General features: G+C 42.6%; 23 protein-coding genes and 1 pseudogene. 7 read left to right on the forward strand and 17 right to left on the reverse strand.

What is annotated here, in order from left to right:
* Positions 1-30: 30 nt before the first annotated feature.
* Positions 31-171, forward strand: a pseudogene (locus tag HT715_RS05035) (helix-turn-helix domain-containing protein); the annotation flags it as partial.
* Positions 172-197: 26 nt separating this feature from the next.
* Here HT715_RS05035 and HT715_RS05040 read toward each other — a convergent pair.
* The 4 genes from HT715_RS05040 to HT715_RS05050 all read right to left on the reverse strand — a co-directional run bounded on the left by HT715_RS05040 (position 198) and on the right by HT715_RS05050 (position 2,924).
* Complete coding sequence (locus tag HT715_RS05040) at positions 198-374, reverse strand: glycosyltransferase (protein WP_001816247.1); 177 nt, start codon at positions 372-374, stop codon at positions 198-200.
* 110 nt (positions 375-484) lie between these two features.
* Positions 485-682 (reverse strand): hypothetical protein, encoded by a 198-nt coding sequence (locus tag HT715_RS05045; RefSeq protein ID WP_001808557.1) that lies wholly within the window; start codon positions 680-682, stop codon positions 485-487.
* A gap of 552 nt (positions 683-1,234) precedes the next feature.
* On the reverse strand, positions 1,235-1,369 hold the full coding sequence (locus tag HT715_RS12260) for a hypothetical protein (RefSeq protein WP_263595527.1): 135 nt from the start codon (positions 1,367-1,369) through the stop codon (positions 1,235-1,237).
* Positions 1,370-1,379: 10 nt separating this feature from the next.
* Complete coding sequence (locus tag HT715_RS05050; protein ID WP_138700289.1) at positions 1,380-2,924, reverse strand: peptide chain release factor 3; 1,545 nt, start codon at positions 2,922-2,924, stop codon at positions 1,380-1,382.
* 212 nt (positions 2,925-3,136) lie between these two features.
* Between HT715_RS05050 and gatC the strand changes: the two genes are divergently transcribed.
* The 6 genes from gatC (at position 3,137) to nusB (ending at position 7,867) form a co-directional block, all read left to right on the forward strand.
* Positions 3,137-3,439: an Asp-tRNA(Asn)/Glu-tRNA(Gln) amidotransferase subunit GatC gene (gene gatC / locus HT715_RS05055; protein WP_138707098.1), complete on the forward strand. Its 303-nt coding sequence runs from the start codon at positions 3,137-3,139 to the stop codon at positions 3,437-3,439.
* Complete coding sequence (gene gatA / locus HT715_RS05060) at positions 3,439-4,905, forward strand: Asp-tRNA(Asn)/Glu-tRNA(Gln) amidotransferase subunit GatA (RefSeq protein WP_138700287.1); 1,467 nt, start codon at positions 3,439-3,441, stop codon at positions 4,903-4,905. Before gatC ends, gatA begins: the two co-directional genes overlap by 1 nt.
* Positions 4,905-6,347 carry an Asp-tRNA(Asn)/Glu-tRNA(Gln) amidotransferase subunit GatB gene (gene gatB / locus HT715_RS05065; protein WP_138700286.1) on the forward strand — a complete coding sequence of 481 codons (1,443 nt, stop codon included), beginning with the start codon at positions 4,905-4,907 and terminating at the stop codon, positions 6,345-6,347. The genes gatA and gatB overlap by 1 nt, the downstream gene beginning before the upstream one ends.
* 130 nt (positions 6,348-6,477) lie before the next feature.
* Positions 6,478-7,038 carry an elongation factor P gene (efp, locus tag HT715_RS05070; protein ID WP_000568643.1) on the forward strand — a complete coding sequence of 187 codons (561 nt, stop codon included), beginning with the start codon at positions 6,478-6,480 and terminating at the stop codon, positions 7,036-7,038.
* A gap of 21 nt (positions 7,039-7,059) precedes the next feature.
* A complete protein-coding gene (locus HT715_RS05075; RefSeq protein ID WP_000510576.1) occupies positions 7,060-7,449 on the forward strand; it encodes an Asp23/Gls24 family envelope stress response protein in 390 nt (129 codons plus the stop codon).
* Positions 7,442-7,867 carry a transcription antitermination factor NusB gene (gene nusB, locus HT715_RS05080; RefSeq protein WP_000203641.1) on the forward strand — a complete coding sequence of 142 codons (426 nt, stop codon included), beginning with the start codon at positions 7,442-7,444 and terminating at the stop codon, positions 7,865-7,867. The genes HT715_RS05075 and nusB overlap by 8 nt, the downstream gene beginning before the upstream one ends.
* A gap of 266 nt (positions 7,868-8,133) precedes the next feature.
* On the opposite strand, the gene HT715_RS05085 is transcribed toward nusB, so the two are convergent.
* The 13 genes from HT715_RS05085 to HT715_RS05145 all read right to left on the reverse strand — a co-directional run bounded on the left by HT715_RS05085 (position 8,134) and on the right by HT715_RS05145 (position 18,776).
* Complete coding sequence (locus HT715_RS05085; protein WP_001017387.1) at positions 8,134-8,901, reverse strand: acetyl-CoA carboxylase carboxyl transferase subunit alpha; 768 nt, start codon at positions 8,899-8,901, stop codon at positions 8,134-8,136.
* On the reverse strand, positions 8,898-9,764 hold the full coding sequence (accD, locus tag HT715_RS05090; protein WP_001173359.1) for an acetyl-CoA carboxylase, carboxyltransferase subunit beta: 867 nt from the start codon (positions 9,762-9,764) through the stop codon (positions 8,898-8,900). Before accD ends, HT715_RS05085 begins: the two co-directional genes overlap by 4 nt.
* Before the next feature lie 36 nt (positions 9,765-9,800).
* Positions 9,801-11,168: an acetyl-CoA carboxylase biotin carboxylase subunit gene (gene accC, locus HT715_RS05095; protein ID WP_000488684.1), complete on the reverse strand. Its 1,368-nt coding sequence runs from the start codon at positions 11,166-11,168 to the stop codon at positions 9,801-9,803.
* 11 nt (positions 11,169-11,179) lie between these two features.
* Positions 11,180-11,602 carry a 3-hydroxyacyl-ACP dehydratase FabZ gene (gene fabZ, locus HT715_RS05100; RefSeq protein WP_000565515.1) on the reverse strand — a complete coding sequence of 141 codons (423 nt, stop codon included), beginning with the start codon at positions 11,600-11,602 and terminating at the stop codon, positions 11,180-11,182.
* Entirely contained in the window at positions 11,599-12,084 is a 486-nt protein-coding gene (gene accB / locus HT715_RS05105) for an acetyl-CoA carboxylase biotin carboxyl carrier protein (protein WP_001052244.1), read from the reverse strand. Before accB ends, fabZ begins: the two co-directional genes overlap by 4 nt.
* Before the next feature lie 2 nt (positions 12,085-12,086).
* The gene (fabF, locus tag HT715_RS05110; RefSeq protein ID WP_000774063.1) at positions 12,087-13,322 is read right to left on the reverse strand and encodes a beta-ketoacyl-ACP synthase II; all 1,236 of its coding nucleotides are present in this window, start codon (positions 13,320-13,322) and stop codon (positions 12,087-12,089) included.
* Positions 13,323-13,343: 21 nt separating this feature from the next.
* Positions 13,344-14,075, reverse strand: a complete 732-nt coding sequence (fabG, locus tag HT715_RS05115; protein ID WP_138700082.1) for a 3-oxoacyl-[acyl-carrier-protein] reductase — start codon at positions 14,073-14,075, stop codon at positions 13,344-13,346.
* 33 nt (positions 14,076-14,108) lie between these two features.
* Positions 14,109-15,029: an ACP S-malonyltransferase gene (gene fabD, locus HT715_RS05120; RefSeq protein WP_023933124.1), complete on the reverse strand. Its 921-nt coding sequence runs from the start codon at positions 15,027-15,029 to the stop codon at positions 14,109-14,111.
* Positions 15,022-15,996, reverse strand: coding sequence for an enoyl-[acyl-carrier-protein] reductase FabK (fabK, locus tag HT715_RS05125; RefSeq protein ID WP_023936336.1), 975 nt, complete (start codon positions 15,994-15,996; stop codon positions 15,022-15,024). Before fabK ends, fabD begins: the two co-directional genes overlap by 8 nt.
* Before the next feature lie 209 nt (positions 15,997-16,205).
* The gene (locus HT715_RS05130) at positions 16,206-16,430 is read right to left on the reverse strand and encodes an acyl carrier protein (RefSeq protein ID WP_000257838.1); all 225 of its coding nucleotides are present in this window, start codon (positions 16,428-16,430) and stop codon (positions 16,206-16,208) included.
* A 58-nt stretch (positions 16,431-16,488) separates the two neighbouring features.
* Positions 16,489-17,463: a beta-ketoacyl-ACP synthase III gene (locus HT715_RS05135; RefSeq protein ID WP_000852944.1), complete on the reverse strand. Its 975-nt coding sequence runs from the start codon at positions 17,461-17,463 to the stop codon at positions 16,489-16,491.
* Positions 17,463-17,897, reverse strand: a complete 435-nt coding sequence (locus HT715_RS05140) for a MarR family transcriptional regulator (RefSeq protein ID WP_000386348.1) — start codon at positions 17,895-17,897, stop codon at positions 17,463-17,465. Before HT715_RS05140 ends, HT715_RS05135 begins: the two co-directional genes overlap by 1 nt.
* Before the next feature lie 93 nt (positions 17,898-17,990).
* Positions 17,991-18,776, reverse strand: coding sequence for an enoyl-CoA hydratase (locus HT715_RS05145; RefSeq protein WP_000400065.1), 786 nt, complete (start codon positions 18,774-18,776; stop codon positions 17,991-17,993).
* Between the last annotated feature and the right edge of the window lie 108 nt (positions 18,777-18,884).

Consider the following 18,884-nt stretch of genomic DNA (forward strand, 5'->3'; position numbering starts at 1 on the left):
TGAATGTTTGGAACGCTTTGTTAAAACTAAATGACTATAACAGCTATTGCCCAAGGAAAGAAAACAAAGAAACAAGCCTGTGTCGAACTTAATCTTTCTGAAAGACAAATCAATCGTCTGCTACTAGTCTATCAACAGAAAGGAAAAGAAACCTTCAGACACGGAAACAGAGAATTGGAAGATTTTTTATTTGTGTCTTAAATCAGGTCTTGCGTGACATTTTCTGCTCTCCACATACCATTGTTGATTAACAGAACACCAGAATTAAAATTATGTGTATAAAAATCATCTCTAACTGCAGCTAAGGGTATAGCCGTCAAGTCCAAATCCCACAGCTCATCTATCGATTTTCTTACAACAATATCTAAATCCAAATACAGTACACGAGACTCGCTTACATACTTTGGAATAAAATACCTAAAAAAGCCGCATATGAAAGTCCCGCAAAGGGGAGACGATAACCTTTCAGAATACTACTGTCAATCTAAACATTCACAATCTCACTATTCAAAGTCTCTAGTCTTTTTTCCATCAATTGGAACCATTCTCGCGGAAGGTCATCATTAAAAACATAAAACTTAAGATTATAATGATGAACACAAAGAGATTTTATTGTTGTTTCAACTTTATCCATATAAGCATTATCTGCACCTAAGACAATCGCTTTTTTCTCTTCTTTCACTCTTTATCTTATTTCTTTTTATTCCCATCATATGTTTCTACGTAACCATTATTTTCGCCTATTCGTTCGTAAAACCATACCAGTGGAGATTTTAGATGAAGTCTCATTACGGTTTACAATTTTTACATTACGACACGGAGTTTTACAAATCGATTTCATTTGCCAAACGTAGTTAGTAAGGCAGTTAGCTAGGCTACCTACTTTCTGCTACAACGGAAAAATCCACGAATCAATATTATTCGTGGATTTTTCCTAGTGAAGCGTTTAGGTAAGCCGATTGTTATACTACGACACGTAGTTTGACCAATCGATTCTATTTGCCAAACGTAGTTAGTGAGGCAGTTAGCTAGACCGCTCACTACCAGTTACGACGTAAAGTTTTACGAATAATATCGATTCGTAAAACTTTACTAGTGGAGCGCCTAGCCAAGTTCCATAGAAACTTGGCGTTAGTTACTTAGATTGTTACACAATCAAGTAACTTTACTGAACTACGACACTGAGTTTTACAAATCGATTCCATTTGTAAAACTCAGTTAGTGAAGCAGTTAGCTAGTTCGCTTCTTTCCCATTACGACGGAAAAGTCCACGAATCGATACCATTCGTGGATTTTTCCTAGTGAAGCGTTTAGGTAAGCCGCCATAGCGGTTACCGTCAAATGACAGCAACTTTATGTTGCTAGTCATTTGTAACGATTTACATCTTCTCTTCCAACTCTACATCTGGATACTTGTCCGCAAACCAGCGGAGGGCAAAGTCATTTTCAAAGAGAAAGACTGGTTGGTCAAAACGGTCTTTGGCTAAGATATTGCGACTTGACGACATCCGTTCATCCAAGTCCTCAGGCTTGATCCAACGAACGGTCTTTTTACCCATTGGGTTCATAACTACTTCTGCATTGTACTCGCCTTCCATGCGGTGTTTAAAGACTTCAAACTGGAGTTGACCTACAGCGCCTAGCATGTACTCACCTGTTTGGTAATTCTTATAAAGCTGAATAGCACCTTCTTGCACCAATTGCTCAATCCCCTTGTGGAAGGATTTTTGCTTCATAACATTCTTAGCAGAAACTTTCATGAAAATTTCAGGAGTAAAGGTTGGCAGTGGTTCAAATTCAAACTTGTTTTTACCAACTGTCAAGGTATCCCCAACTTGATAAGTACCGGTATCGTAAACCCCGATAATATCACCTGCCACGGCATTGATCACATTCTCACGACTTTCCGCCATAAACTGAGTAACATTAGACAGTTTAGCCCCCTTACCAGTACGAGGCAGGTTAACACTCATACCGCGCTCAAATTCACCAGATACGATACGGACAAAGGCAATGCGGTCACGGTGACGAGGGTCCATATTGGCTTGGATTTTAAAGACAAATCCTGAAAAATCCTTGTCGTAAGGATCCACAATTTCGCCATCTGTTTTCTTGTGTCCATGTGGTTCTGGAGCAAACTTAAGGAAAGTCTCAAGGAAGGTCTGCACACCAAAATTTGTCAAAGCCGAACCGAAGAAGACAGGTGTCAATTCTCCAGCAAGGATAGCTTCCTCTGAAAACTCATTTCCAGCTTCATTTAAAAGTTCAATATCATCTTTTACCTGCTCGTAGAAAGGATTGCTGCTAAAAAGCTTGTCCCCATCTTCTAAACTGGCAAAACGCTCATCCCCCTTATAGAGCTCCAAGCGTTGGTTATAGAGGTCATAGAGCCCTTCAAAAGCTTTCCCCATCCCGATTGGCCAGTTCATCGGATAGCTCGCAATACCCAAGACTTCTTCCAATTCTTGCAAGAGGTCCAGTGGCTCACGACCGTCACGGTCTAGCTTGTTCATAAAGGTAAAGACTGGAATACCACGGTGTTTGACAACTTCAAACAATTTCTTTGTCTGCGCCTCGATACCCTTGGCAGAGTCCACGACCATGACCGCAGCATCCACCGCCATCAAGGTACGATAGGTATCTTCTGAGAAATCCTCATGCCCTGGTGTGTCAAGGATATTCACGCGCTTGCCATCGTAGTCAAACTGCATCACAGATGAAGTAACCGAAATCCCACGTTGCTTCTCGATATCCATCCAGTCAGACTTGGCAAAAGTCCCTGTTTTCTTTCCTTTTACGGTACCAGCCTCACGAATCTCGCCCCCAAAGTAGAGCAACTGCTCAGTGATGGTTGTTTTCCCCGCGTCTGGGTGAGAGATGATGGCAAAGGTACGACGTTTCTTAATTTCTTCTTGAATATTCATAAGTTCTCTTTCTTTGATTCTCTATTTTTCTTGTTTCAATAGCTAAGAATGATTTTTACATTGGATTTTACCATTCCTTTCAACACTCCATTATATCGGATTTTAGCATTTTTTTCAATTTCTATTTCTTTTCACTTCCCCCTCCCTTATTTATAGGAAAATATGGTAAAATAGAACAGACTAAAAATCATCATTTCACGAAAGGATGTAAGATGAAAATTACGCAAGAAGAGGTAACACACATTGCCAATCTTTCAAAATTAAAATTCTCTGAAGAAGAAACTGCTGCCTTTGCAACGACCTTGTCTAAAATTGTTGACATGGTTGAATTGCTGGACGAAGTTGACACAACTGGTGTCGCACCTACTACGACCATGGCTGACCGCAAGACCGTACTCCGCCCTGATGTGGCTGAAGAAGGAACAGACCGTGATCGCTTGTTTAAAAACGTACCTGAAAAAGACAACTACTATATCAAGGTACCAGCTATCCTAGACGATGGAGGAAATGCCTAATGACTTTCAACAATAAAACCATTGAAGACTTGCACAATCTCCTTGTCTCTAAGGAAATTTCTGCAACAGAATTAACACAAGCTACGCTTGAAGATATCAAGTCTCGCGAGACAGCTATCAACGCTTTTGTTACCATCGCTGAAGAGCAAGCTCTTGTTCAAGCTAAAGCCATTGATGAAGCTGGAATTGACACTGATAATGTCCTTTCAGGAATTCCGCTTGCAGTAAAGGATAACATCTCTACAGACGGTATTCTCACAACCGCTGCCTCAAAAATGCTCTACAACTACGAGCCGATCTTTGATGCAACTGCGGTTGCTAATGCAAAAGCCAAGGGCATGATTGTCGTAGGAAAAACTAACATGGACGAATTTGCCATGGGTGGTTCTGGTGAGACTTCTCACTACGGAGCAACTAAAAATGCTTGGGACCACAGCAAGGTTCCTGGTGGTTCATCAAGTGGTTCAGCTGCAGCTGTAGCCTCAGGACAAGTCCCCTTGTCACTTGGTTCTGATACGGGTGGTTCCATCCGCCAACCTGCTGCCTTCAACGGGATCGTTGGTCTCAAACCAACCTACGGAACAGTTTCTCGTTTCGGTCTCATTGCCTTCGGTAGCTCATTAGACCAAATCGGACCTTTCGCACCAACTGTTAAGGAAAATGCCCTCTTGCTCAACGCTATTGCCAGCGAAGATGCTAAAGACTCTACTTCTGCTCCTGTCCGCATCGCCGACTTTACTTCAAAAATCGGCCAAGACATCAAGGGCATGAAAATTGCTTTGCCTAAGGAATACCTAGGCGAAGGAATTGATCCAGAGGTTAAGGAAACAATCTTAAACGCGGCCAAACACTTTGAAAAATTGGGCGCTACCGTCGAAGAAGTCAGCCTTCCTCACTCTAAATACGGTGTTGCCGTTTACTACATCATCGCTTCATCAGAAGCTTCATCAAACTTGCAACGCTTTGACGGTATCCGTTACGGCTACCGCGCAGAAGATGCAATCAACCTTGATGAAATCTATGTAAACAGCCGTAGCCAAGGTTTTGGTGAAGAAGTGAAGCGCCGTATCATGCTGGGTACTTTCAGTCTTTCATCAGGTTACTACGATGCCTACTACAAGAAGGCTGGACAGGTCCGTACACTTATCATTCAAGATTTCGAAAAAGTCTTCGCGGATTATGATTTGATTTTGGGTCCAACTGCTCCAAGTGTTGCCTATGACTTGAATTCTCTCAACCATGACCCAGTTGCCATGTACTTAGCCGACCTATTGACCATACCTGTAAACTTGGCAGGACTGCCTGGAATTTCGATTCCTGCTGGATTCTCTCAAGGTCTACCTGTCGGACTCCAATTGATTGGTCCCAAGTACTCTGAGGAAACCATTTACCAAGCTGCTGCTGCTTTTGAAGCAACAACAGACTACCACAAACAACAACCCGAGATTTTTGGAGGTGACAACTAATGAACTTTGAAACAGTCATCGGACTTGAAGTCCACGTAGAGCTCAACACCAATTCAAAAATCTTCTCACCTACTTCTGCCCACTTCGGAAATGATCAAAATGCCAACACTAACGTGATTGACTGGTCTTTCCCAGGAGTTCTGCCAGTTCTCAATAAAGGGGTTGTCGATGCCGGAATCAAGGCTGCTCTTGCCCTCAACATGGACATCCATAAAAAGATGCACTTTGACCGCAAAAACTACTTCTACCCTGATAATCCAAAGGCCTACCAAATTTCTCAGTTTGATGAGCCAATCGGTTATAACGGTTGGATTGAAGTGGAGCTTGAAGACGGTACGACTAAGAAAATCGGTATCGAACGTGCCCACCTAGAGGAAGACGCTGGTAAAAACACCCACGGTACAGATGGCTACTCTTACGTTGACCTCAACCGCCAAGGGGTACCCTTGATTGAGATTGTATCTGAAGCCGACATGCGTTCCCCAGAGGAAGCCTACGCTTATCTAACAGCCCTCAAGGAAGTTATCCAGTACGCTGGCATTTCTGACGTTAAGATGGAAGAGGGTTCTATGCGTGTGGATGCCAACATCTCCCTTCGCCCTTATGGTCAAGAAAAATTCGGTACCAAAACTGAGTTGAAAAACCTCAACTCCTTCTCAAACGTTCGCAAAGGTCTTGAATACGAAGTTCAACGTCAAGCCGAAATCCTTCGTTCAGGTGGTCAAATCCGCCAGGAAACACGCCGTTACGATGAAGCCAACAAGGCAACCATCCTCATGCGTGTCAAGGAAGGTGCTGCAGACTACCGCTACTTCCCAGAACCAGACCTACCCCTCTTTGAAATTTCAGACGAGTGGATCGAAGAAATGCGGACTGAGTTGCCAGAGTTTCCAAAAGAACGTCGTGCGCGTTATGTATCTGACCTTGGTTTATCAGACTACGATGCTAGTCAGTTGACTGCTAATAAAGTCACTTCTGACTTCTTTGAAAAAGCTGTTGCCCTAGGTGGTGATGCCAAACAAGTCTCTAACTGGCTCCAAGGGGAAGTCGCTCAGTTCTTGAATGCTGAAGGTAAAACACTGGAACAAATCGAATTGACACCAGAAAACTTGGTTGAAATGATTGCCATCATCGAAGACGGTACTATTTCATCTAAGATTGCCAAGAAAGTCTTTGTCCATCTAGCTAAAAATGGCGGTGGCGCGCGTGAATACGTGGAAAAAGCAGGTATGGTTCAAATTTCAGATCCAGCTATCTTGATCCCAATCATCCACCAAGTCTTTGCCGATAACGAAGCTGCTGTTGCCGACTTCAAGTCAGGCAAACGTAACGCCGACAAGGCCTTTACAGGATTCCTTATGAAGGCAACCAAAGGCCAAGCCAACCCACAAGTTGCCCTTAAACTACTTGCACAGGAATTGGCGAAGTTGAAAGAAGATTAATATGTAAAAGAAACCAGCCTTGAGGTTGGTTTTTTCTCCCCTACCATCTCCCAATAACTATTTTGGCTTTATTTCCAGAAGATTTTATGGTAAAATGAAGAGTAATAATATTTATTAAAGAGGTAAAAACATGATTGAAGCAAGCAAATTGAAAGCTGGTATGACATTTGAAACTGCAGACGGAAAATTGATCCGCGTTTTGGAAGCTAGCCACCACAAACCAGGTAAAGGGAACACAATCATGCGTATGAAATTGCGTGATGTCCGTACTGGTTCTACATTTGATACAAGCTACCGTCCAGAAGAAAAATTCGAACAAGCTATTATCGAAACTGTTCCAGCTCAATACTTGTACAAAATGGATGAAACTGCCTACTTCATGAACACTGAAACTTACGACCAATACGAAATACCAGTCGTAAATGTTGAAAATGAGTTGCTTTACATCCTTGAAAACTCTGATGTGAAAATCCAATTCTACGGAACTGAAGTAATCGGTGTAACTGTACCAACTACTGTTGAATTGACAGTTGCTGAAACACAACCATCTATCAAAGGTGCTACTGTTACAGGTTCTGGTAAACCAGCAACTATGGAAACTGGACTTGTTGTCAACGTTCCTGACTTCATCGAAGCTGGACAAAAATTGATCATCAACACTGCAGAAGGAACTTACGTTTCTCGTGCCTAATCTCTAGAAAGAGGTCATTCTATGGGAATTGAAGAACAATTTGGCGAAATCGTTATCGCTCCACGTGTACTTGAAAAAATTATTGCCATCGCAACTGCTAAAGTTGAGGGTGTCCACTCATTTTCAAATAAATCCGTATCTGACACCCTATCAAAACTCTCTCTTGGTCGTGGTGTCTACTTAAAAGAAAGCAATGAAGAACTAACTGCTGACATCTACCTCTACCTTGAGTACGGTGTGAAAGTACCAAAAGTGGCTCTTGCTATTCAAAAAGCGGTCAAAGATGCTGTCCATGATATGGCTGATGTGGAACTTTCTGCTGTCAATATCCATGTTACAGGAATCGTTCCAGATAAAACACCAAAACCTGAGTTGAAAGATCTATTTAACGAGGACTTCCTCAATGACTAGTCCATTATTAGAATCTAGACGCGAACTTCGTAAATGCGCTTTTCAAGCTCTTATGAGCCTTGAATTCGGTACAGATATGGAAACGGCTTGTCGCTTTGCCTACACACATGACCGTGAAGATGCAGATGTGCAAATCCCAGCCTTTCTTCTAAACTTGGTTTCTGGTATCCAAGCTCAAAAAGAAGAGTTGGATAAACAAATCAACCAGCACCTCAAGTCAGGCTGGACAGTTGAACGTTTGACTTTGGTCGAAAAAAACTTACTACGCTTGGGTATCTTTGAAATCACATCATTTGATACACCTCAGCTGGTAGCAGTCAATGAAGCCATTGAACTTGCCAAGAATTTTTCAGATCAAAAATCAGCCCGTTTTATCAATGGATTGCTTAGTCAATTTGTAACTGAAGAAAATGAATAATCAAAAAGGTGTTTGGTCTTCCAGGCACCTTTTGACTTTCCCCTCTGCACAGAGTAAGAACCACATAAAAACTAGAACTGGCAGTCAGTTCTAGTTTTTGCGTATTCTAAAGAATTATACTCAATGAAAATCAAAGAGCAAACTAGGAAGCTAGCCGTAGGCTGCTCAAAACACGGTTTTGAGGTTGTGGATAGAACTGACGAAGTCAGTAACATATATACGGCAAGGCGAAGCTGACGTGGTTTGAATTTGATTTTCGAAGAGTATTAGTATTTTCTAAACCGTTGATAGCGCTCTTCCAACAACGCTTCTAACGGTTTTTGTGAAAGTAGAGCTAGCTCAGCTTGGAGTTCTTTTTTAACATTCTTAATCAGTTCTTTGCTAGAAAGTCCTGCTTCAGAAATCACCTTGTCTACTACGTCCATTTCTAACAGTTCGTGTGAAGTGATTTTCATCAGTTCTGCTGCTTCCATGGCACGACTGCCATCCTTCCATAGAATGGAAGCAAAGCCTTCTGGACTGAGAATAGCATAAATAGAATTTTCCAGCATCCAAACACGGTCTGCGACTGCTAGAGCCAAAGCCCCACCTGAACCACCTTCACCGATAATGATAGCGATAATAGGAACTCTCAGATCACTCATTTCCATGAGATTGCGAGCGATAGCTTCTCCTTGACCGCGTTCTTCCGCACCGACACCAGGATAGGCACCTGCTGTATTGATAAAGGTCACAACTGGACGGCCAAACTTTTCAGCCTGTTTCATCAACCGTAGGGCCTTGCGGTAGCCTTCTGGATGCGGTTGACCAAAATTCCGCTTGAGATTATCTTGTAAACTCTTGCCTTTTTGGATACCAACCATTGTTACAGCTTGGTCTCCAAGCCAGCCGATACCACCAACAACTGCACCATCGTCACGAAAAGAACGGTCACCGTGTAATTGGATAAATTCATCAAAAATGCCTGTCGCAAAGTCCAAGCTTGTCAAGCGACTCTGCTCACGCGCTTCTCTGACTATTTTTGCAATATTCATCTAGAACTCCCTCCATGCAATCTGACTAGGCTAGCAATGGTATCTGGCAAGTCTCTTCTTTTAACGATAGCATCCACAAAGCCATGTTCCAATAGGAATTCTGCCTTTTGGAAATCCTCAGGCAAGCTTTCACGAACCGTATTTTCAATGACACGACGCCCAGCAAAACCGACCAAGCTCTGTGGTTCAGCCAGAATGATATCACCTTCCATAGCGAAAGAAGCTGTCACACCACCTGTCGTTGGATCTGTCAAAATGGTCAAGTAAAAGAGACCAGCATTTGAATGCCGTTTAACTGCTGCAGAGATCTTGGCCATCTGCATGAGACTCATGATTCCTTCCTGCATACGGGCTCCACCAGAGGCTGTGAAGAGGACAACTGGCAATTTTTCGACAGTCGCATACTCAAACAAACGAGTGATTTTTTCACCTACAACCGTACCCATAGAAGCCATGATAAAGTTGGAATCCATAATCCCAAGAGCCACAGTCTGACCTTTTATAAGAGCTGTTCCTGTCACAACGGCTTCATCCAGACCTGTTTTTTCACGCATAGTTGCTAGTTTCTTTTGATAACCAGGGAAATGCAAGGGATCCTTGCTTTCAATCCCTGTAAACAATTCCTTGAAGGTTCCCATATCAATCGTCAAAGCCAAGCGTTCTTGGGCAGAAATACGAAAGGTGTAGCTACAATGTGGACAGATACGCTCACTTCCCAGATCCTTCTGATAGATGGTATGCTTACAGCCTGGACACTGGGAAAATAATTCATCTGGAACCTCTGGCTTAGCTTGAGGTTTTTCCCTAACCGAACGATTGGGATTGATTCGAATATACTTATCTTTTTTACTAAATAGAGCCATTGATTCCCCTTTTCGGTTTAAACTCTTGAAGTCATTTTATTCTTTTTCTTGATATTTGGGTAAGAAGGTTTCCATTAAGAAGGAAGTATCGTAATCTCCAGCAATGACATTGCGATCTGAAATGAGGTCAAGCTGGAAATCTGCATTGGTCTGCACCCCTTCAATCTCTAATTCATAGAGGGCACGTTGCATTTTCATCAAGGCATCAAAACGGTTTTCACCGTGTACGATGATTTTGGCAATCATACTATCATAATAAGGCGGAATGGTATAACCTGGATAAACTGCTGAATCCACGCGCAAGCCAACTCCACCACTTGGTAGATAGAGATTAGTAATCTTACCTGGACTTGGAGCAAAGTTAAAGGCTGGATTTTCTGCATTGATACGACACTCGATGGCATGACCGCGTAGGACAATATCTTCTTGCTTAACAGACAGAGGTTGACCTGCCGCAATGCGAATCTGTTCCTTAACGATATCCACACCTGAAACAAATTCTGTTACTGGATGTTCTACTTGTACACGAGTATTCATTTCCATGAAATAGAAATTGCCACTGGCTTCATCAAGAAGAAACTCAATGGTCCCTGCATTTTCATAGCCAACAGACTCCGCCGCTCGAACAGCAGCAGAACCGATTTCATGACGCAGCGTTTTCCCGATTGCAATCGAAGGACTTTCTTCCAAAACCTTTTGGTTGTTCCGTTGTAGAGAACAATCCCGTTCCCCCAAGTGGATTACATTTCCGTGTTCATCTCCTAGAATTTGAACCTCGATGTGACGAGCTGGATAGATAACCCGTTCTATGTACATGGCACCATTGCCATAATTGGCCTTGGCTTCACTAGAGGCAGTTTCAAAGGCTGAAACAAGGTCTTCTGGTTTTTCAACCTTACGAATCCCTTTACCACCACCACCTGCTGAAGCCTTGAGCATAACAGGATAGCCAATTTTTTCAGCAACAATCAAGGCCTCCTCAGAGTTATGCACTTCTCCACCTGAACCTGGAATAACAGGCACACCAGCCTTAATCATCTGAGCACGCGCATTGATTTTGTCCCCCATCATATCCATAACATGACCAGATGGACCGATAAATTTGATGCCCACTTCTTCACACATAGTTGCAAATTTGGAATTTTCACTGAGAAACCCAAAACCGGGGTGAATGGCTTCTGCCTCAGTCAAGACTGCAGCTGATAGAACCGCATTAATATTGAGATAAGACTCAGTTGCCTTACCAGGACCGATACAAACCGCTTCATCTGCCAAAAGCGTATGAAGGGCTTCCTTATCAGCAGTTGAATAGACTGCTACGGTCGCAATCCCCAATTCACGCGCCGCACGGATAATACGAACCGCAATTTCACCACGATTGGCAATTAAAATTTTTCGAAACATGGAGAACCTCCTTAGTTCCCAATTGCAAAGGTAAGAGTACCACTAGCTGCAAGCTTGCCATCCACTTCAGCCTTTGCTTCAACCACGGCTATGGTGCCACGACGTTTTACAAAAGTCGCTGTCATAACCAATTGGTCGCCTGGTACAACTTGCTTCTTGAATTTGACCTTATCCATACCAGCGTAAAAGACCAGTTTTCCTTTATTTTCAGGTTTTGACAACTCCAACACACCAGCTGTTTGCGCCAAGGCTTCCATGATCAGAACACCTGGCATAACTGGGTATTGAGGAAAGTGACCGTTAAAGAAAGGCTCGTTGATGGTCACATTTTTTATGGCAACGATGGTATCCTCGCTCACTTCCAAGACACGATCCACTAGGAGCATAGGATAACGGTGGGGAAGGGCTTCTTTGATTCCTTGAATATCGATCATTTGATTCGTACCAATCCTTTACCAAACTCAACCATTTCTTCGTTAGAAACGAGAATTTCCGTTACCACACCATCCTTAGGAGCTGGGATTTCATTCATGACTTTCATGGCTTCGATAATGACCAATGTTTGACCTTTTTTGACACTATCACCAACTGTAACGAAGGCAGGTTTATCTGGTCCAGCAGCCAAGTAAACCACTCCAACAAGTGGACTCTCTACAAGATTTCCCTCAGTAGCCACACTTGCTTCAGCTGGAGCTGGAACTTCTTCTGCTACAGTCTCTGCTGGAGCAGATGTAGGAGCTACTGGACTCGGTGTTGCTAGAACGGGTGCTGGAGCGACTTGAGTTGCAACTTCAGGCACAGGTCTCGCTTCATTCTTGCTAAACTGCAACTCATCCGTCCCATTTTTATAAGAAAATTCTCTCAAACTTGACTGGTCAAATTGAGTCATCAAGTCTTTAATATCGTTTAAATTCATACTTATCTATTCTCCCAACGTTTGAAAGCAAGAACTGCATTGTGGCCTCCAAAACCAAAAGTATTTGAAATAGCGTATGGAATTTCTTTCTCCAAGCCTTGTCCATAAACGACATTAGCTTCGATATAATCTGATACTTCACTTGTCCCAGCTGTCATTGGTACAAAGTTATGACGCATAGCTTCGATGGTGACGATAGCTTCTACTGCACCCGCAGCCCCCAGCAAATGTCCTGTAAAAGACTTGGTTGATGATACAGGTACTTCCTTACCAAGAACAGCTACGATAGCACCACTTTCTCCTTTTTCATTGGCAGGAGTTGACGTTCCGTGAGCATTGACATAGGCTACTTGCTCTGGAGAAATCTCAGCTTCTTCCAAGGCTAGTTTGATGGCCTTGATAGCTCCCTGACCTTCTGGATGTGGAGAAGTCATGTGGTAGGCATCACAAGTATTTCCGTAACCAACCACTTCAGCCAGGATAGTAGCTCCACGTTTTTCAGCGTGTTCAAGACTTTCTAGAACCAACATCCCTGAACCTTCACCCATAACAAACCCATTGCGATCCTTATCAAATGGGATCGAAGCACGAGTTGGATCCTCTGTAGTAGAGAGAGCTGTTAAGGCTTGGAAACCAGCGATGGCAAAAGGTGTGATAGAAGCTTCTGTTCCTCCCACCAACATCACATCTTGGAAACCAAACTTAATAGAGCGGAAGGCATCCCCAATCGCATCATTTGATGAAGAGCAGGCAGTATTGATAGATTTACAAACACCGTTTGCACCAAAACGCATGGCTACATTCCCAGAAGCCATATTTGGTAAAGCTTTTGGAAGAGTCATTGGTTTGACACGTTTGGGCCCTTTTTCATGAAGGCGAAGTACCTGATCTTCAATTTCCTTGATTCCACCAATACCAGATGCAACGATAACACCAAAACGATCCCTATTAAGAGCCTCTACATCAAGATTGGCATGATTTACAGCCTCTTGGGCTGCATACAAGGCATATAAAGAATAGTTATCAAAACGGTTGGTATCTTTTTTTACAAAGTATTTATCGAACGGAAAATCTTGGATTTCTGCCGCATTATGCACATCAAAATCACTATGATCAAATTTTGTAATGCCACCAATGCCGATTTTCCCAGTTGCTAAACTATTCCAAAATTCTTCTGGTGTATTTCCGATTGGAGATGTTACTCCATAACCTGTTACCACTACTCGATTTAGTTTCATTCTTTTCACCTCTAGCTTTCGCTACATACTTAAGCCACCATCAATGGCAACCACTTGACCAGTTAGATAATCTTGGCCTGCTAAAAATACTGTCAAATCTGCAACCTGCTCTGCCTGCCCAAATTCTTTCATCGGAATCTGAGCTAGTGTAGCTTCCTTAATCTTATCTGATAAGATAGCTGTCATATCAGACTCAATCATTCCTGGAGCAATCACATTGACTCGTATATTCCGACTAGCAACTTCACGTGCCACAGACTTGGTAAAGCCAATCAAGCCAGCCTTAGAAGCAGCATAGTTAGCTTGACCAATATTCCCCATCAAACCAACAACACTAGACATATTAATGATAGCACCTTCTCTAACTTTCATCATCGGTTTCAAGACTGATTGTGTCATATTAAAGGCACCAGTCAGATTGACCTTGAGCACTTTTTCAAAATCTGCTTCTGTCATCTTGAGCATAAGAGTATCTTGGGTAATCCCTGCATTGTTGACCAAAACATCTACTGAACCCAGTTCTGCAATAGCTTGATCAATCATACGCTTAGCGTCTGCAAAATCTGATACATCTCCTGAAATGGGAACCACCTTGATACCATAGTTTGAAAACTCAGCGAGCAATTCTTCTGAGATTGCCCCACGACTGTTTAAGACAATGTTGGCTCCTGCTTGAGCAAACTTGTGGGCGATGGCAAGACCAATTCCACGACTCGAACCTGTAATAAAGATATTTTTATGTTCTAGTTTCATTTTTTTCCTTTCAAAACTTCTACTTATTTTAGTCTATTTTTCTAAAAGTGCTACTAAACTCGCTTGATCTTCCACATGAGCTAAGTGAGCAGTTTGATCAATTTTTTTAACAAAACCTGACAAGACTTTCCCCGGTCCAATCTCGATAAAGTTGCTTATGCCTGCTTCTTGCATGACCCCAATACTTTCATAGAAACGAACGGGTTCCTTGACCTGACGCGTCAAGAGCTGAGCAATGTCCTCTTTTTGCATCACAGCAGCTTCTGTATTGCCGACTAGGGGACAAGTAAAATCTGAAAAACTTACCTGAGCTAGAGTTTCAGCTAGTTTCTGGCTAGCAGGTTCAAGGAGAGCGGTGTGAAAGGGACCTGACACCTTGAGAGGAATCAAGCGTTTGGCACCTGCTTCTTGCAAAAGTTCAACCGCTCGATCAACTGCAACCACTTCTCCAGCAATGACGATTTGTGCAGGTGTGTTATAGTTGGCTGGAGTAACCACTCCGAGTTCAGAAGCTTTTTGACAGGCTTCTTCAATGACCTCTACTGGCGTATTGAGAACTGCTACCATCTTGCCAGAGTCAGCAGGAGCCGCTTCTTCCATATAGGCTCCACGCTTAGCTACCAAGGCAACCGCATCTTCAAAATCCAAGGCGCCGCTTGCCACCAAGGCAGAGTATTCTCCAAGAGATAAACCAGCAACCATATCAGGCTGATAGCCCTTTTCTTGCAATAAACGGTAGATAGCAACCGAAGTCGCTAGAATGGCTGGTTGCGTATAGCGGGTCTGATTGAGTTTGTCTTCTTCCCTATCGATGAGATAACGCAAATCATAACCGAGCACCTGACTCGCTCGATCAATCGTTTCTTTGACAATAGGGTAGTGATCATAGAGATCCCGTCCCACCCCTAGATACTGGGCACCTTGACCAGCAAATAAAAAGGCTGTTTTAGTCATTTCTTACAACTCCTGCCCAGCGAGAGGCTTCTTCTTGAATTTTCTTAGCTGCTCCGTAATACAAATCTTTTAGGATTTCTTCAGCTGTTTCTTCTTTAGAAACAAGCCCTGCGATTTGACCTGCCATGACAGAGCCACCATCCACATCACCGTGAACAACTGCTTTGGCTAGGGCGCCTGCTCCCATTTGTTCAAAGATTTCTAAATCAGGATCTTCCTGCTTAAAGGCATCTTTTTCAGCCAGTTCAAAATCTCTAGTCAACTGATTTTTAATAGCACGAACAGCATGACCAAAGTGCTGAGCTGAAATCGTAGTATCAATATCCCTTGCTTTTAAAATTTTCTCCTTGTAGTTTGGATGGGCATTCGACTCTTTTGCAACTACAAACCGTGTCCCCACCTGTACAGCCTCTGCACCTAGCATAAAGCCAGCCGCAGCACCTTCACCATCCGCAATTCCTCCTGCAGCAATAACAGGAATAGATACAGCTGTGGCTACCTGTCGCACCAAGGTCATGGTTGTTAATTTACCGATATGCCCCCCAGCTTCCATTCCTTCTGCAATAACAGCGTCTGCACCGATTTTTTCCATGCGTTTAGCTAAAGCAACACTAGGAACGACAGGAATAACGATTATCCCAGCTTCATGGAAACGTTCCATGTATTTACCAGGATTTCCTGCACCTGTTGTCACTACCTTAACACCTTCCTCGATAACGAGATCTACAATATCTTCCACAAAGGGAGACAAGAGCATGATGTTGACACCAAAGGGTTTATCCGTCAATGATTTGATCTTATCAATATTTGCCTTGACAACTTCTTTCGGGGCATTTCCCCCACCGATAATCCCTAGTCCTCCAGCTTTAGAAACAGCCCCTGCCAAATCACCATCAGCAACCCAAGCCATTCCTCCTTGAAAGATAGGATAATCAATGTTCAATAATTCTGTAATACGCGTTTTCATAGTGCCTCCATCGTTTCTTGCTTACGTAATAGTTCGATACTGTCATAATTTGACAATCAAACTATTGCCTAAACAAGAGGGAGCGGGTTTCCCTACTCCTTCTATCTATATTCTGCTTATACTCTTCGAAAATCAAATTCAAACCACGTCAGCGTCACCTTGCCGTACTCAAGTANNTTCCTAGTTTGCTCTTTGATTTTCATTGAGTATTATTTTGTTTGCTCTTCAACGTAGGCAACCAAGTCACCAACTGTTTTCAAGTCATCTTCTGCTTCGATTTGGATATCAAAAGCATCTTCGATTTCTGAGATTACTTGGAACAAGTCCAATGAATCAGCGTCCAAATCATCAAAAGTTGATTCAAGTGTTACTTCTGATGCATCTTTTCCAAGTTCTTCAACGATAATTTCTTGTACTTTTTCAAATACTGCCATGATAGGACTCCTTTAAAATAAATAGTTTTTTATAACAATGTGTTCACCACATGATTACCTAAATTGTAAGAATGAGCGTGCCCCAGGTCAAGCCTCCACCGAAGCCTGATAGAAGAACAGTCTGGCTACCATCTAAAGGGATGAGACCTTGTTCTACACACTCTGAAAGTAAAATCGGGATACTGGCTGCACTGGTATTGCCATATTCCATCATATTGGCTGGAAGTTTGTCTCGGTCAACACCAATTTTTCTAGCCATCTTATCCAAAATACGGATATTAGCCTGATGCAATAGCAGATAATCCAAGTCTGTCGCCTCTATAGGAGATTCTTCAATAGTCTGCTTGATAGACTTGGCTACATCTCGAATGGCAAAATCAAAGACTGCGCGTCCATCCATCTTCAAAAATGAATCTGCACTTTCTTGATCTGAAAATGGAGAATGCAAACCTGAATGCCCATAAGTTAAACACTCACTGCGACTTCCATCGCTATTGAGACTCTCAGCTAAGAAATTCTCTTGCTCGCTAGCTTCTAACAAGACACCACCAGCACCATCTCCAAACAACACAGCTGTTGATCGATCCGACCAATCGACTGCCTTAGAGAGGGTTTCACTACCAATCACCAAGCCTTTTTGAAAGCGACCAGAAGCGATAAACTTTTCAGCAGTTGAAAGAGCAAATACAAATCCACTGCAAGCCGCGGTTAAGTCAAAAGCAAAGGCTTTATTAGCACCAATATTAGCTTGAACACGAGCAGCTGTAGAGGGCATCATCGAATCTGGAGTAATGGTAGCTAGGATGATAAAATCCAGTTCCTCTCCTATTATTCCAGCTTTTGCCATCAGTTTCTTAGCAACTTCCGTAGCCAAATCACTGGTAGATTCTGTTCTTGAAATATGCCTTTGTCGTATTCCCGTTCGACTTGAAATCCACTCATCATTGGTATCCATAATCTGAGCCAAGTCGTGATTTGTAACCACTTGCTCTGGCACATAATGAGCAACCTGGCTTATTTTTGCAAAAGCCATTATTTCAAATCCTCCAAAAATTGGTAAAGATTAGTCAAACCTTTGCTCATAACATCAATTTCTTCCTCGCTCATGCCATCAATAATTTTTTCTACCATGGCCTTGTGGAAGCGTTTATGCAGTCTATGGATCAAGCGCCCCTTCTTTGTCAAATGCAGATGCACCACACGACGATCCTGTTCTGACCGAACTCGCTCAATGTAGCCCTTACGCTCTAAATTGTTCAAACTTGTCGTAACAGTTCCAAGAGTTACCATCAACTCTTTTGACACTTGACTTGGAGTCACATCTGGAGCCTTACCGATGACATCAATCGTATGCATTTCTTTGATGGAGATATCCTTAAAACGACTACCTCTCAAGTTCACTTCCTCAATTACAAGGACATTGTTAAATATAGATGTTAAATATTCATTGATTCGTTGGTAGTCCATTTTTCATATCCCTCCTTCTTCAAAAAACTTTTACAATCAAAACATTTGACAGAAAGAATTATATCAAAATTCAAAGAATGATGCAAGTATTTTTTATTTTCCTGTAAATTTAGGTCTTCTTCTCTCCGAATGAGCTCGCACTCCTTCTTTGAAATCCTCTGTTTGAGCTAAGGATTTCTGTAGGTTCAGTTCTAAAGTAGCGTAACCCTGCCAGTCTTTAAACTGGCTCTCCCAAACCAACTTCTTAATGGCAGCATAGGAATTACTTGAAGCACGTCTTAATTTTTTAAGAAGCTGTTCTCTCGTCTTTTCAAGTTTTTCAGCTTCAGAAACGCGGTAAACCAACCCCCATTCTAGGGCTTTTTCTGCCGTTAAAGCCTCTCCTGTCATAGCTAATTGAGCAGCACGCGTCACACCGATACTGCGGCTCAAGAGATGAATTCCCCCTGCATCTGGAGCCAAACCAACACCAACAAAGGCTTGGATAAACTTAGCCTTATCCGTCGCCAAACAGAAATCTGCCGCAACAGCCATATTCGCTGCGGCACCTGCAACAGCACCGTCAACTTCCATTAAAACAGGTTTGGCTATTTGCTTGATTTTATAAGAAATCGTATTGACCAACTCTGCGATTTTTGTCAATGATGGAATATCATCCTCATCCACTGCCCGCTTCATCTCTACCAAATCTCCCCCAACTGAGAAGACCTTTCCATTGGCATTGATTAAGATAAAATGCACAGCTGGATTTTCTTCTGCCAGAGTCAAGGCTTCTAAGATCTCCTCACACATGGGAATATGGAAACCATTAGCGACATCAGGACGGTTTAAAGTAATAATTGCCAAATCCTCTTCAAGCTGATAAATAATATGTTCCATCAGGGCTCCTTTTTATTTTATAAGCAGTTTATACTCTTCGAAAATCTCTTCAAACCGCGTCAGCTTCCATCTGCATCCTCAAAACAGTATTTTGAGCTGACTTCGTCA

It is taken from the genome of Streptococcus sp. 4155, assembly GCF_013276695.1.
Taxonomy (GTDB): domain Bacteria; phylum Bacillota; class Bacilli; order Lactobacillales; family Streptococcaceae; genus Streptococcus; species Streptococcus pseudopneumoniae.